This window comes from Alteribacter natronophilus (assembly GCF_006007885.1).
GTDB lineage: Bacteria > Bacillota > Bacilli > Bacillales > Salisediminibacteriaceae > Alteribacter > Alteribacter natronophilus.
This window is the reverse complement of the sequence record NZ_VCRO01000004.1, coordinates 270,053-284,000: the sequence shown is the minus strand read 5'-3', so window position 1 is coordinate 284,000 and position 13,948 is coordinate 270,053. Positions and strand designations below refer to the sequence as shown.

Annotated in this window: 16 protein-coding genes; 7 read left to right on the top strand and 9 right to left on the bottom strand. The window is 51.6% G+C overall.

The annotated features are described in order from the left end of the window. Nucleotides 1–86 precede the first annotated feature (86 nt). The 4 genes from FGB90_RS14300 to FGB90_RS14285 all read left to right on the top strand — a co-directional run bounded on the left by FGB90_RS14300 (nucleotide 87) and on the right by FGB90_RS14285 (nucleotide 2,712). Nucleotides 87–437 (top strand): DUF2200 domain-containing protein, encoded by a 351-nt coding sequence (locus FGB90_RS14300; protein WP_138811522.1) that lies wholly within the window; start codon nucleotides 87–89, stop codon nucleotides 435–437. 214 nt (nucleotides 438–651) lie between these two features. Further along, nucleotides 652–1,089, top strand: a complete 438-nt coding sequence (locus FGB90_RS14295; RefSeq protein WP_138811521.1) for an NUDIX hydrolase — start codon at nucleotides 652–654, stop codon at nucleotides 1,087–1,089. Between the two features lie 80 nt (nucleotides 1,090–1,169). Then, nucleotides 1,170–1,577 carry a hypothetical protein gene (locus FGB90_RS14290; RefSeq protein WP_138811520.1) on the top strand — a complete coding sequence of 136 codons (408 nt, stop codon included), beginning with the start codon at nucleotides 1,170–1,172 and terminating at the stop codon, nucleotides 1,575–1,577. 214 nt (nucleotides 1,578–1,791) lie between these two features. Next, a complete protein-coding gene (locus FGB90_RS14285) occupies nucleotides 1,792–2,712 on the top strand; it encodes a hypothetical protein (RefSeq protein ID WP_138811519.1) in 921 nt (306 codons plus the stop codon). A 287-nt stretch (nucleotides 2,713–2,999) separates the two neighbouring features. Here the strand turns inward: FGB90_RS14285 and FGB90_RS14280 are convergent, their stop codons facing one another. Next, on the bottom strand, nucleotides 3,000–3,917 hold the full coding sequence (locus FGB90_RS14280; protein ID WP_138811518.1) for a diacylglycerol kinase: 918 nt from the start codon (nucleotides 3,915–3,917) through the stop codon (nucleotides 3,000–3,002). A gap of 260 nt (nucleotides 3,918–4,177) precedes the next feature. Then, nucleotides 4,178–4,486 (bottom strand): DUF5658 family protein, encoded by a 309-nt coding sequence (locus FGB90_RS14275; protein WP_138811517.1) that lies wholly within the window; start codon nucleotides 4,484–4,486, stop codon nucleotides 4,178–4,180. Nucleotides 4,487–4,651: 165 nt separating this feature from the next. Here FGB90_RS14275 and FGB90_RS14270 point away from each other — a divergent pair, with 165 nt between their 5' ends. Further along, entirely contained in the window at nucleotides 4,652–5,800 is a 1,149-nt protein-coding gene (locus FGB90_RS14270; protein WP_171051840.1) for an amidohydrolase, read from the top strand. Between the two features lie 220 nt (nucleotides 5,801–6,020). Continuing rightward, the gene (locus FGB90_RS14265) at nucleotides 6,021–6,653 is read left to right on the top strand and encodes a 2OG-Fe(II) oxygenase (RefSeq protein WP_306419240.1); all 633 of its coding nucleotides are present in this window, start codon (nucleotides 6,021–6,023) and stop codon (nucleotides 6,651–6,653) included. Between the two features lie 85 nt (nucleotides 6,654–6,738). On the opposite strand, the gene FGB90_RS14260 is transcribed toward FGB90_RS14265, so the two are convergent. The 3 genes from FGB90_RS14260 to FGB90_RS14250 form a co-directional block, all read right to left on the bottom strand. After that, on the bottom strand, nucleotides 6,739–7,491 hold the full coding sequence (locus FGB90_RS14260) for a class I SAM-dependent methyltransferase (protein WP_138811515.1): 753 nt from the start codon (nucleotides 7,489–7,491) through the stop codon (nucleotides 6,739–6,741). Between the two features lie 18 nt (nucleotides 7,492–7,509). Next, nucleotides 7,510–7,989, bottom strand: a complete 480-nt coding sequence (locus FGB90_RS14255) for a GNAT family N-acetyltransferase (protein ID WP_171051839.1) — start codon at nucleotides 7,987–7,989, stop codon at nucleotides 7,510–7,512. A gap of 140 nt (nucleotides 7,990–8,129) precedes the next feature. Continuing rightward, nucleotides 8,130–8,756: a pyridoxamine 5'-phosphate oxidase family protein gene (locus FGB90_RS14250; RefSeq protein ID WP_138811513.1), complete on the bottom strand. Its 627-nt coding sequence runs from the start codon at nucleotides 8,754–8,756 to the stop codon at nucleotides 8,130–8,132. Between the two features lie 268 nt (nucleotides 8,757–9,024). Here FGB90_RS14250 and FGB90_RS14245 point away from each other — a divergent pair, with 268 nt between their 5' ends. Then, nucleotides 9,025–9,543 (top strand): GNAT family N-acetyltransferase, encoded by a 519-nt coding sequence (locus FGB90_RS14245; protein ID WP_138811512.1) that lies wholly within the window; start codon nucleotides 9,025–9,027, stop codon nucleotides 9,541–9,543. A 43-nt stretch (nucleotides 9,544–9,586) separates the two neighbouring features. Here FGB90_RS14245 and FGB90_RS14240 read toward each other — a convergent pair whose 3' ends face one another. From FGB90_RS14240 to gatC, 4 genes are all read right to left on the bottom strand, one after another. Then, nucleotides 9,587–10,039 carry a hypothetical protein gene (locus tag FGB90_RS14240; RefSeq protein ID WP_138811511.1) on the bottom strand — a complete coding sequence of 151 codons (453 nt, stop codon included), beginning with the start codon at nucleotides 10,037–10,039 and terminating at the stop codon, nucleotides 9,587–9,589. A gap of 294 nt (nucleotides 10,040–10,333) precedes the next feature. Then, nucleotides 10,334–11,767, bottom strand: coding sequence for an Asp-tRNA(Asn)/Glu-tRNA(Gln) amidotransferase subunit GatB (gene gatB / locus FGB90_RS14235; protein ID WP_138811510.1), 1,434 nt, complete (start codon nucleotides 11,765–11,767; stop codon nucleotides 10,334–10,336). 12 nt (nucleotides 11,768–11,779) lie between these two features. After that, the gene (gene gatA / locus FGB90_RS14230) at nucleotides 11,780–13,234 is read right to left on the bottom strand and encodes an Asp-tRNA(Asn)/Glu-tRNA(Gln) amidotransferase subunit GatA (RefSeq protein ID WP_138811509.1); all 1,455 of its coding nucleotides are present in this window, start codon (nucleotides 13,232–13,234) and stop codon (nucleotides 11,780–11,782) included. An 11-nt stretch (nucleotides 13,235–13,245) separates the two neighbouring features. After that, nucleotides 13,246–13,536, bottom strand: coding sequence for an Asp-tRNA(Asn)/Glu-tRNA(Gln) amidotransferase subunit GatC (gene gatC / locus FGB90_RS14225; protein ID WP_138811508.1), 291 nt, complete (start codon nucleotides 13,534–13,536; stop codon nucleotides 13,246–13,248). Between the last annotated feature and the right edge of the window lie 412 nt (nucleotides 13,537–13,948).

The window sequence follows — 13,948 nt, the reverse complement described above, 5'->3', positions numbered from 1 at the left end:
CGTCGTGCTGCCAGGAGATTGGAGGATTTCTTTGGATAATCCAGAATAAGTCATTAAACAGCCCAACCAGAAAGGAAGGATGTATCGTGACCAAACACAGCATCTATACAATGAGTGTGGCAAATGTCTATCCCCATTATGTTGCAAAAGCTGAGAAAAAAGGACGTACGAAAACAGAAGTCGATGAGATCATCCGCTGGCTGACAGGGTACAGCCAGGAAGAGTTGGAAGCGCTACTGGAAAAACAGACAGACTTTGAGACTTTCTTTGCGGAAGCTCCCCAGCTGAACCCTTCACGGCAGTTAATTAAAGGTGTGGTCTGCGGGGTTCGAGTGGAAGACATTGAAGAACCGACCATGCAGGAAATCCGCTATCTGGATAAGCTGATCGATGAGCTGGCAAAGGGAAAAGCGATGGAGAAGATTTTGCGTAAATAATGCTCTAAATCCCTGTTGCTCGAGAATAGAAGCCTTAATTTACAAGGGACTTTATAGAAAGAACAGCATAACGATTCAGCACATTCAAACACCACCTGCTTATGATGAGTTTGTGAAAAAATGTACTTAAACAAACGGGGAGAATCCTTCAACAAGTGGATGTTATTTTTTATTTAACTAACGGAGCATAGAGTTTTAACAAGGGGGTAGTTTTGTGCAAGGATATAATGTTTTGATGATTTACAACAATGATATGAATCAATTATTAATGTGTAAACGATTAAAGAATCCATATAAAGGGTTAAGTAATTTAGTTGGAGGGAAAATTGAAATCGGAGAGTCAGGAATTGAATCTGCATACAGAGAACTTTTCGAAGAAACTGCTATTTCTAAAGAGGATGTTAAACTTCATCATTTAATGGACTTTAAATATTATCTGCAAAATTGTTATGTTGAAGTTTATGTTGGCAGATTGAAGAGAGATGTGAAAGTTTCAGGAGATGAAAATGTATTATACTGGTCGGAATTGAATAAAGACTTTTTTGATATGTCTTTATATGCAGGCGAAGGTAACATTGGTCATATGATTGAACATGTGAATATGGTAAAAGATAGTCTTCTTACGGATGAAACCTCTCTTGTTGGAGAATAGTCTACGGTTTAAAAATTTCTTCTTGTGCTAACGGGTAGCATTACTTAATTAAAGTTCCTTTGAGTTTTGGGAGGAGAGAAATGATAAAGAAAATGGGGCTCACAGCAGGTTTTGTTTTCCTGGCAATCCTGCCATTGATTTTGTTCTTTTTTAATTGGTTCCCTTATATGTATTCGTACGAGCAGACGGAACAGGGAACGCTGATTCATCACGGATTCTTAAATTCCCAGACACTTTTTCTGGATAGTGCTCAGGTTGATGTCCTGTATCAGGCCCTGCTGACAAATGAAATAGATTTATTAAGAAATACTGCCTTAACTTTAATGTATATCATATTATCTACCGGTTTGACTTTCCTTTTCCGGGACTCACACCCTAAATTATCTATACTATACTTTTTGGGAGGAGCCGGGTTGTCTATTGTTTTAATTATTCTATACGTCATCCAGCACAATGCTGTCTCCCGGAGAATAGTTGAATTAATTTAAATTGAAGCCCTTAGTGCCCCCGTTTTCTTATTCTCGATCTCCATCCTATATACTAAGGCTCTGATGCCGGCCGTTTTTACGGACTTTTATCACTACCGAAACCAGGAAAATAAAACTTCCGGACTAAAACTTCCTGAAAAAGGGTATATCCTTAAAAGTATATTCTGTGCGGGCACCCCAGTGCCCGGCCGTTTTTCGAAAGGGAGCAGAAGCAATGAAAAAACTACCACTGCAGCGTTACAGGCGGGCTGCCGACTTTATCTCGACGCACGCACGGCTGGTCGATCAGCGTCTATTCGAATACTACTTTTACAACGGGCCGGCTGAAGCCGTCCTTGAAGCCCTTACTCCCTACCAAAATGAGGACGGAGGCGTGGCTCACGGGATTGAGCCGGATATTCAGACGAAAGTCTCAAACCCGATTTCCACCTCTGTGGCGCTTCAGTATGCCAGAGCTGCTGGTGCATCGTGGCGGCATCCGTTCATCCAGAAAGCGATGGGATATCTCACCTCCGTATACAGTGAGTATGGTTTCTGGCCTCTTAAAATCAGGGAAATGAACGAGGCGCCCCATGCAGAGTGGTGGCATTTCGAGAAAAAGGCGGAGACGTTTGAAGCGAATCCCGGTGCGGAAATTATCGGCTACTTTCACTGCTATCCACAGGTGCTTGAATCGGATCTTTTCCCGATCTGGCACGAGCAGGTATTTACGTACCTTGAAGGATCAGGTCCTCTTGAGATGCACGAGGCGCTCTGTTTCCTCCGTCTTGCCGACCTGATGCCCGAGCCCGGAAAAAGCCACATTCTCGATGCTCTTCGCCCGCATATCCGCGCCACCGTTACGACCGATCCTTCCAAATGGGGCGGGTACTGTGCCAAACCGCTCTTGTTTGCGCCGGCTCCGGACTCCCCGTTTGCCTGCATGCTGGAGCGGCACGTCCTGAAAAACCTCGATTACGAGGTCGCCAGTCAGCAGGAGGACGGCTCCTGGATGCCGTACTGGAAGTGGGGACAGTATGAAGACGTATGGGAAACCGAGGCCAAAAAGGAATGGGCCGGCTGGCTCACCGTCACTACGCTGAAAGCCCTCGCCGACTACGACCGGATCGAAGGCCTCGTTCCAGAGAAAAGATAAAACTGCCGCAGCCATTGCGCGGCAGTTTTTTTACTGCATGAGTGTACTTCACGGGGTGGGCCTAAAAGCTGAAAATAAATTAATGATCAAATTCCCTCCCCTAAAAGCTAAATAAAATAATTAACTACCAAATCCCCTCCACTAAAAGCCAAATAAAATAACTAACCACCAAATCCCCTCCACTAAAAGCTGAATAATGTATTCCCCCATGCCCTCACCCTCCTCCAATCTGCTCCCAGCCCAAAATAAAAAACCGCCCCCTTCTCCAGGGAGCGGAATCCAGTCATTTAATAAAGATCCTGAAAATTGGACAGCTTCTTATCCGGCACAAGCATGTCGAAGTGGTTGTGCAGGTTCACAAATTCTCCCGGGAGCTTGCCGCCGTATTCTCCGTCGAGGTTGAGCTGCATGTCGCGCTGGGAATGAATTTTGATCCGGTTTGCCTGCACGTAGATGATGCTTTCATCGTTAATGTGATCGCCACGGAGCGCCGCTCCCGTGAGACGGACCACATCCGCCAGGTTTGTCTTTTTCAGGATGAGCATGTCAAACAGGCCATCGTTAATAAATGCTTCCGGTGCCAGCTTCTCAAAGCCGCCGACGGAATTGGTGTTTGCCACGAGAAACAGCATGATTTCGCCTTCGAACCATTTGCCGTCATACTCGATCGTCACGTGTGTCGGACGGATTCTCGGCAGTTTCTCAAAGCCCTTTACGTAATAGGCAAGCTGGCCCATCATTGTTTTAAGCCGGCTCGGCACTTCGTAGGTGAGCTCCGTGAGCGTGCCGCCTCCGGCAATATTAATAAAGTACTGTTCGTTGATTTTTCCGATATCAATGGCTTTCTTCGCGCCGTCACAAAGCACGTCGCACGCCCCTTCGATCTCCTTGGGGATCTGAAGCGCCCGGGCAAAGTCGTTCGTCGTTCCGCCGGGAATAAGGCCGAGTGTGGGCCGGTGTTCTTTTTCCGCCAGGCCGTTGACCACTTCGTTGATCGTACCGTCACCGCCCGCGGCCACAACAAGGTCGAAGCCCCTGTCAGCGGCAATGCCGGCTGCCCGTTTGGCACAGTCCTTGCCCGTTGTGGCGTGTGCCGACGCTTCGTATCCTTCCTTTTCAAGGCGTTCAAGAATGTAAGGAAGGTGCTTGATGACCGTTTCGCGCCCTGAAGAGGGATTGTAGATGAGTCTTGCTTTTTTAACCATGAAAAACGCCTCCACCTTCTCGCGGGTTCTGCTCAGACAAGTATAGCACGCCTGTATGCCAAAGAGAACGAACAACCCTTCCAGTAACTGATTCCCGGCTGAAACTTCTTTTAAAAGCAGCCTTATCTATACTGTATGTCCATCGTGTCCGCTTCTGAACCGTTTTTCATCCACTGGTGAATAGAGAGCAAGACTCCCTCCGTTACCCCCTCCTGTCTCACTCAAGTGTAACCCTGGATTTTCCAGTTGGCAATCGGTGATCAGTTCATGATCCACACAGTGAGCCAGGTGAGGTGAAGCACGTGAACAAACGTGTAGCCGAGAAAGGCGAGGACAGTAAGGACCGTCACGATTCTGCTGACCGGACTGCTGATGTGGGGTAAGAAAAGCACGACTGCGGTACTAAGCAGCAGTTTCACCCCGGTAAAAAGAATGGGACTTGCACTCCAGAGCCGGGCCATCAGCGGATTTGCCTCGCCGATCAGGCCAAAGTGCAGCCCTGTTACTGTGATCAGGGCATCGGTCAAATTCAGCACAGCGATCGCAGCCATCAGTCGTTTCACAGGCACAACAATTCCCCTCCCATCGGTTACTCTCAGTTTTATATCTTCGTAACTGCCCCTCATAATCACCCGTCCAATGTTTTTCCCCCATACGGGCAGGAATCTTTCTTAGAGTGACGAAATAGTTTAAGTACACCAAAATACTCTCTACATGAAAGGATGCGGAAAGCAATGAAAGCTTATACGAATGCAACTGTCCTCGATGGACTCGGCAATACATACGAAAATGCGGTAGTGCTCATCGACAGCGAAAAGATTATTGGGGTCGGCGAGAACATCTCTGTTCCTGCCGATGCGGAAACAATCGACTGTGAGGGCCGGTATCTGACACCGGGTATTATAGATGTCCATACCCATCTTGGCGTCCATGAAAGCGGCGTCGGCGTGGAAGGCCAGGATTTTAACGAAACGTCCAAGCCGCTGACGCCGCACATCCGCGCGCTCGACGCCATCAACCCCCGGGAAAAGGGTTTTGAGGATGCCCGTGAGTGCGGGGTGACTACCGTTCAGGTGATGCCTGGAAGCGCGAACGTCATCGGCGGGGAGATGGTCGTTTTAAAAACGGCGGGGCACGTGGTGGACGAGATGGTGATCCGCAACCCGTCCGGCATGAAAGGGGCGTTCGGGGAAAACCCGAAGCGGGTATACAGCGGACGCAGCGTTTCACCGATGACCCGGATGGGCATCGCCGCCCTCATGCGCGAGACGCTCATGAAAGCCCAGGATTATAAAAAGAAGAAGGAAAACGGGGAAATCAAGGACCGGGACCTCGGCATGGAACAGCTGCTGCCGGTGCTCGACAGGGAAATCCCCCTTCGCACCCACGCCCACCGGGCCGACGATATCCTGACAGCGATCAGGATTGCAAAGGAATTCAACATTGAACTCACCATCGAGCACTGCACCGAAGGCCACCTGATCCCCGAGCATGTTGCAGAAGCCGGCGTTCAGGTTTCAGTGGGGCCGACGATGAGCACGCGCTCGAAAGTGGAGCTTGCGGACAAAGGTTTTGAAACCCTCGCCGTCCTCGATGAGCACGATGTGCCGGTTTCGATTACGACTGACCACCCAGTCATCGGAATTGAGTACCTCGTCACCTCCGCTGTGAACGCCGTGAAGGCAGGCATGAACAGGGAAGCCGCGTTCCGGGCGATTACGAGCCAGGCGGCCCGCCACATCGGTGTGGAGGAGCGTGTCGGCTCCCTCGAGGAAGGCAAGGACGCCGATCTCGTCCTCTGGACCAAGCACCCGTTTGACGCTTACACCGACGTCGTGGAGACGGTCATCAACGGTGAGACCGTGTTCCGCAGGGAAGGTTAGAACCACGCGAGCGCTACTTTGCCATAAAAGCCGGTAAAATAAGCTATGAAGAAGGTACAGGGATACTGGTCCCCTGTGCCTTTTTTCAGCCGGTTTTCGCGGCAGTATCCGCCGAAACCGACACAGAAGTGTAACAAGCTGCCGCAAAATAGTTCTTCCTGCCTGCTGTTTTTTTGCTAAAATTTAAAAAACGGCATCAGCCCGTGGAGGAGGAACCTGGTTGAACCAGATTAAAGAGCAGTCGATGTTTTCGTGTTCCGGTAATGTGATTGAAGTGGATGGACGCGAAATGGGTGTTACCATGCTTTCGGAGGAACCTGTTGTAGCTGTGTTGGAGAATGTCCTTGATGAGGCGGAGTGTGAGGCGGTAATTGAGCAGAGCCGCGCCCATCTTAAACGGTCCAGGATTGGTACCGAAAAGCGTGAGCATGCCATGCGGACGAGCAGCGGTGTGTTTTTGGATGAGACTCATTCTTCCATTGTAACCGGAGTGAAACAGAGGCTCGCAGACATCATGGGAATGCCTTTATCCCATGCGGAGAATCTTCATATCCTCCATTACCGGCCCGGCGAGGAGTACAAGGCACACATGGACTCGTTTACCCGGGCGGAAACGAACAACCGGATCGCCACGATTGTGGTGTACCTCAACGACGTGGAAGAAGGAGGAGAAACGGCTTTTCCGAAGCTCGGCCTCTCGATTCCTCCGAAACGGGGCACAGCGGTGTACTTTGAATACTTCTACAATGACCCGAAAACCAACGCTCTCACCCTCCATGCAGGATCCCCTGTTATCGAAGGGGAAAAATGGGCGGCGACGCTCTGGGTGCGGCGCCAGCGGATTCGCGGGTAAAACGCTGCACACTATAAACAAAAGGCTTAAAGAGCCCCGCCTCTTTAAGCCTTTTTATATTCTTTTAAGACTCCCACGGCGTCCGTTACGCTTTTTTACACACAAATACGGTGAGCGGGTACTCCCCGCCATCCATGAGCGCCTCGTCGTACAGGTCATCGGCCCTCCGTGTTTCTATGTTCAGGCCGTGGCCGGAAAGGACCTCCTGCCACACGTCCAGGCTGAAAAGGCCGAGCGTGTGGACATCGTTTTCAATCCGGAGCTTACCTTTTTCCCGGATCAGGTAAGTAAACGCCGCCTCGTACCGGTCCCCCGAAGGAAGAATATGATTGTTTTCAAACATCGTCACGTCGAGAGCGCCGTCCTGAGCGGTGTAGACGAAATTATTGTTCTGAAATTCCTCTTTCGTATGAACGGCAATCATCAGCACCCCGCCCGCTGCGAGATGCCCAACCGCGGTGGCAGCCGCTGCCTCCACGTCTTCACGGGTCGTCATGTACATCATCGCATCCGGTATTGCAACAACATCAAACTTCCGTTCAAGGTCGATCGTGCGCATGTCTCCGGGAAGGTATTCCGCTTCGGGGTTACGTTCGGCGGCAATTTCAAGCATGCCGGGACTGATATCCACCCCGGTCACCCTGAAATGGTTCTTAAAGAAGGCGTCGTGGCCCCCGGCTCCGCAGGCAAGGTGAAGCATGGCAGGTTTGCCGGGTCCCCTTTTTCCGAGGGCATCGTTAATTGCCTGAGTGAACCGCCCGGCTTCCTGTATGTAATCCTCTGCAGGTGCCATGACCGGCTCGAGCCAGGCAAGATCGTCGTATGCTTTCCAGGTCATACTGCTCGCTCCTTTGCGTCATCGTTTCCCCGTAAATGAGTCGGACGAACCGTCCTCCCGTTTCGGAAGCTGCCAGAAAATAAGATCGTCATCCCGGCGGTACATCTCAAAATTGAGCTTCTCCAGCACCCGTACGGACGGTGTGTTGTCCGGACGGCATTCCGCGAGCACTTTTTCCACTTCCTTTGTGGAAAAAGCCCAGTCGATGAGTGCTTCGGCCGCTTCGGTTGCGTAGCCGGCGTTGCGGACCTCGGGAAGGAATCCGTAGCCGATTTCCACCGTTTTCAGCGGCGTCGGCTTGCCTTTGAATCCCAGATCTCCAATCACCCGCCCACGCCTGAAAGCAAACCAGCATCCCCAGCCGGCGAGCTCCGGATCTTCCTCCACATCCTCCATGTAGTTCATAATGTGGGCACCGCAGGGATAATCGTCTTTAATCGCATGATAAAGGTCTTTCGTGCACGGTGAAAGCACGAGACGTTCTGTTTTAATACTCATTACATACATCCCCATTCTCTGCTATTAGACTCTTACTTAGCGTCTGTACACGCAAGCCTGGAACGGGAGCTGCCTGTCAACCGGATCCTTTCTCCAGTGCGGACGACGGCAGAGGCTCGCGTTTCTTACCCGTTTCACTCTCAGTATAGTCTTTCCCGGTAACCTTTTTCCAGCCGGTCGTGCAGTTTTCCTGTGTCCTTCCGGTTCATACCCGCGTGATCGGCGAGCATCTCGGCCGCTTTCGGCAGCCCGTCTGTTTCAGGCCACTGATCCGGTTTCCAGATTCCTGAACGTTTCATCGCCTTGGCGCAGTGGATAAAGCACTCGTCGGCTTCCACACCAATGCCCAGCGCGGGAATTTTGCCCCGGACTGCAAGCGGTTCCAGAAGCTTCCGGTCGGTAATGACCGAGCCTCTGCCATTCACCCGGAGCGTTTCCCCGAACCCCGGAATGAGAAAAAGCAGCCCGATCCTGTCACTTTCAAGAAGGTTATACAGTGTATCCATCCGTTTATTCCCGGGACGCTCGGGGATGATGAGCCTTTTATCATCGAGAATCCGGACAAAACCCGGCCCATCCCCCCGCGGCGAGGCGTCGCAGAAACCGTTCCCGTCTGAAGTGGAAATCACGGCAAACGGGGAGTGTCTGATAAAGGTCCGGCAGTGCCGGTCCAGGTGATCGATCGTTTTTCTTTTTACGAGCTCGCTCGGTTCTCCCGCCAAAGCCGCAAGCTGCTCTTTAGAAGTAAGCCTGTTTGAAAAAGGCATCGCAGTATCTCCTTTAATCGCCTTAACGCGCGTCTGTTCGACTTTCAAATAAACGTTTGTTTAAAACATGCATCTGTGTAGAAATTTGCCTGATTACCTGTTTTTTTAATGGCGTATCCGTCTCTGTTGTTTTCGGGATGACCCTGCCTGATTCCTTTACTGCCGCGGAAAAATATCGTTTCCCTGTCATGATCCTGAAAAGGAAATCACAGACCGGGCGTCGAAATGAGGAGGAAAGCTGATTTAGTTTTTTTTCTGAGGTGAGACGATGCGGCAAAGCCAGAAACATCCGTATACGATTACAAAAATGACGCAACATTATGCAGAACAGATTCTTTTCTGGCGCTATCCGCCGCCATACGACCTGTACGATCTCGATCCTACGCAGGAGTGCCTCGAGGAGCTTCTGAGCGGAGTCTATTACGCCTGTCTCGGCCATGACGGCGGGCTGGCGGGCTACTGCTGTACCGGCGAGGAAGCGAGAGTCCCCGGCGGATACGATGCCGGTGTGTACGATACGGACGCCTACCTCGATATCGGCCTCGGAATGAAACCGTCCCTTACAGGCAGAGGCCGCGGCCGGCTTTTTCTCTCGGCAGTCCTTTCGTTTTTAGGTGAGCTTCACAGTACGGAGAGGTTCCGCCTCGTGGTGATCAAAAAAAACGAGCGGGCGATCCGGCTCTATGAAAACGCCGGATTCGACCCGGATCAGTCGTTTCTGAGCCCGGTAAACGGGACGCCCCATTCCTTTCTGTGTATGAAAAAAGAAGGTCACCGCATCCTGTGACAGGAGCGGTGACCTTCTGCCTTTTACGGCCTTTGCTCAGGGCTCAGTCGCGGCTGAGCTGTTTATCAAGTTCGCGGCGGCGGATTTTCCGCGCTTCCGCGTTCACACGCATAAAGAGAATCTTGGCAAGGACCACCATGATGCCTGCAAAAGCAATCATTCCGGCGGCTGAGAAGTTCACAGCCGGTATCACCTGATTTAAGCCGACCAGGTAAAGAACAAACACGCTTACCTGAAACAGCCGTTCCGCGTACGGAAACATCATGCGCATCTGCCTCTTCTGCACCGGAATCATCCGGAGCAGCGACAGGAGCTGCAGGGGTATGAGCCATCCGAACGTGGCAAGGGCAAAAAGAAATACACTTGTGCCCGATTCAATCTGCACCAGGTTTGCCCCGATGCCGCGTATACCGAGAATGACCAGAGCGATCGTTCCGGTAAAAAAGACAATAGCCGCTGCGGCCGATAGGATAAACTGTACAGCGTCTTTCTTCACGTAACCATCCCTCCGGTTTTTTATTTTTTTGAGATATTTTAAAAAGTACAAGTATCTTATGCGGTGCAAAAGACATTTATACGCACCGCCCTCACAAGTGTCTATCCTAACAGGTATGGTGCCGTATGTCACCCGCTTCGGCCTGAATCGGTGTAATGGAACGGGGGCTTTTGGGGTGCGGATTGAAACCGGCAGCAGGATGTACGGGGACTTTCGGCTGTTATATACTGTTTCCCCTCCCCTTTACGGAAAAAAACCACCGCACCTCTTCGGGTACGGCGGTTCCGTTCATCTCTATCGTTTCTCTATTTCATCTGCTAAAAGTGTGTTGACCATCTGCGGGTTCGCTTTCCCCCGTGAAGCTTTCATCACCTGGCCAACGAGGAAACCGAGCGCTTTCTCCTTGCCGTCCTTATAGTCTGCAATCGACTGCTCGTTGCTGTCCAGAACGTCGTTGACTATGGTGCGGATCTCACCTTCGTCCGTAATCTGGACGAGTCCTTTTTCCTTCACGATCGTTTTCGGATCGCCGCCTTTTTCGATGAGCTCCTTGAACACTTTCTTCGCAATTTTACTCGAGATCGTACCGTCCTCGATAAGTTCGATCATGCCGGCAAGGCCTTCCGGCGTCATCGGTACTTCGGTTATATCTTTATTATTGGCTTTCAGCCAGGCGCTCACTTCGCCCATCATCCAGTTGGACAGAAGTTTTGCCGGAGCACCGGCCTCGAGGCCTTTCTCGAAGAAGTCACTCATCACTTTCTGCTGGGTAAGAACTCCCGCGTCGTACTCCGGCAGATCGAGCTCGTTCACATAGCGCTGCTGACGATCGTCAGGAAGCTCCGGAATCTCACCGCGTACGCGCTCCTTCCACTCGTCCTCGATGTATAGGTATACGAGATCCGGCTCCGGGAAGTAGCGGTAGTCTTCGGAACCTTCCTTTACGCGCATAAGGATCGTTTTGCTGCCGTCTGCATCCCAGCGGCGCGTTTCCTGAAGAATCCGGCCGCCGCGTCTGATTTCGCTCTCCTGCCGTTCTTCCTCGTAGGCAATCCCTTTCCGCACGTTTGCAAACGAGTTGAGGTTCTTCAGCTCTGTTTTCGTGCCGAACTTGTCATCGCCTTTCGGGCGGATCGAAATGTTCGCATCGCACCGTAGGGAACCTTCCTCCATTTTGCAGTCGGACACATCTGTATACTGCATGATCGCTTTCAGTTTTTCCAGATAGGCGTAGGCTTCGTCCGGTGTACGGATGTCCGGCTCACTCACAATCTCAATGAGCGGCGTGCCGACCCGGTTAAAATCCACGAGGGAGTAGTGCTCCCCGTCCACGTGTGTCAGCTTTCCGGCATCCTCCTCGAGGTGCAGTCGGGTAATCCCGATTCGCTTCTTCTCCCCGTCCACGTTGATATCGATCCAGCCGTTTTCCCCGATCGGCTCGTCAAACTGGCTGATCTGATACGCTTTCGGGCTGTCCGGATAGAAGTAGTTCTTCCGGTCAAATTTTGTTTCCGATGCCACCTCACAGTTGAGGGCAAGTGCGGCGCGCATGGCAAAATCCACTGCTTTTCCGTTCAGCACCGGCAGTACGCCCGGATGGCCGAGGCAGATCGGGCATGTATGGGTGTTCGGCGGCGCTCCGAATTCCGTCGAGCAGCCGCAGAATATTTTCGATTCTGTTTTAAGTTCCACGTGTACTTCAAGACCTATGACCGTTTCAAATTCCATTCGTATCCCCCCTTACAGCTCCGGTTTTTGTTTATGGTGATCGGTCGCCTGCTCAAAAGCGTGGGCGATCTGATAGACTGTTTTTTCGTCAAAGTGGTTGCCGATAATCTGCAGCCCAACAGGCAGTCCCTCACAGAAACCGCATGGCACGCTGATCGCCGGCACTCCGGCAAGGTTTACCGGAATCGTGAGAATATCGGTCATATACATTGTGAGCGGGTCGTCGATTTTATCGCCGATCTTAAACGCCGTCGTCGGCGTCGTCGGCCCGACTACTGCATCGTATTTAAGGAAAATTTCATCAAAGTCCTGTTTGATGAGCGTCCGGACTTTCTGGGCTTTTTTATAAAGAGCGTCGTAGTAGCCGGAACTTAAAGCAAACGTCCCAAGCATGATCCGGCGCTTCACTTCGTTTCCGAAGTACTCACTGCGGGTCTTTTTGTAAGTTTCGATCAGGCGCTCGTCCTCAATCCGTTCACCGTAGCGGATCCCGTCAAACCGCGACAGGTTCGCAGATGCTTCCGAGGAGGCAAGCAGGTAGTACGTGGCCACGGCATACTTTGAGTGGGGAAGGGAGACTTCCTCCCACGTGGCACCGAGTTTTTCGAGCTGGTCGAGCGCTTCACGGACTTTGTTGCGGACTTCGATGTCCACCCCTTCATTGAAATACTCCTTGGGAACAGCGATCTTTTTGCCGCGCAAATCCCCTGTAAAGGCGTCCACGTAGGTGGGCACGTCCACACCGGCGCTCGTGGAGTCCATCGGGTCGTGCCCGGAGATCGCCTGAAGTACGTGAGCGTTATCTTCCACCGTCCGTGTAAGGGGGCCGATCTGGTCCAGCGACGAGGCAAATGCCACGAGTCCGAAGCGGGAAACACGGCCGTACGTCGGCTTCAGTCCCACGCATCCGCAGAATGCAGCCGGCTCTCGGATCGAGCCGCCTGTGTCGGACCCGAGGGAAAAGAGCACTTCCCCCGCTGCAACAGTCGCGGCGGAACCTCCGCTCGATCCTCCCGGTACACGCTCTGTGTCCCACGGGTTTCTGACGGGTCCATAACCGGAGTTTTCGTTCGAAGACCCCATGGCAAACTCGTCCATGTTCAGTTTGCCAATGTTGATGATCTGTTCGGTTTCAAGTTTGTTCATCACTGTTGCGTTATAGAGCGGCTTGAACCGGTCAAGGATCTTACTCGCGCAAGTGGTGCGGATGCCTTTGGTGCTGATGTTGTCCTTAATGCCGGCAGGCAGGCCGAAGAGGACGCTCGTTACGTCGTCCTTTCCGAGGCTGTCATCGAGCTCCTTCGCCTTCTGACGGGCCCCTTCTTCGTTCAGATGCAGAAATGAATTTATTTTTCCGTCCACTTCGCTGATCCGTTTGTATGAAGCATCAACGAGATCGGAAACGGACAGTTCCTTCTTATGTAACTGCTCATGAATGTGAGCAAAACGCTGATCCAGAATTGACATGTGGCTCCTCCTTATTCAAATACCGTTGGAATTTTCATCTGGCCGTCTTTTTGGGCCGGGGCGTTTTCGAGCGCCTCTTCCTGGCTGAGTGACGGCTTCACTTCGTCCTCGCGCAGCACATTTCTCACGTCGAACACGTGGGAAGTCGGCACCACGTTGTCAGTGTCCAGCTCATTCAGCTGTTCGGCGAAGTTAATGATCTGATCGAGCTGCTCGGAGAACATCTCCACTTCGTGATCGGAAAATTCAAGGCGGGCAAGGTGCGCCACGTGCTTGATCTGGCTTTTTGTAATCCGTTCCATTCCGTATAAACCTCCAGTCATGAATAAGGACGCCGGGCAGTACGGGATCGTCGGATCCGTGACCGCACCGGCGCCTGTACGTCCTAAAGTAATAAACTGATCTTATCAAAATTGCAGTGTACAAGCAACAAACGGACTGTGCTGATATGCGTTTTCCGTGAGGGGTTCTGTGGCGTTCCGGGGAGGTTTATTGTTCTTATTATTTCCTTATCGTTCTTAATCGAAACTTATTGTCCTTACTCGAATCTTATTGTCCTTAATCGAAACTTATTGTCCTTAGCCGAATCTTATTGTCCTTAGTCAAAACTTATTGTCCTTAGCCGAATCTTATTGTCCTTAGCCCTGCATCGACTACTCCCCGTCCCCCCCCCCCCCGGCATCCGCCTCCCAGCCGGACAGAACGCAAAAAAAA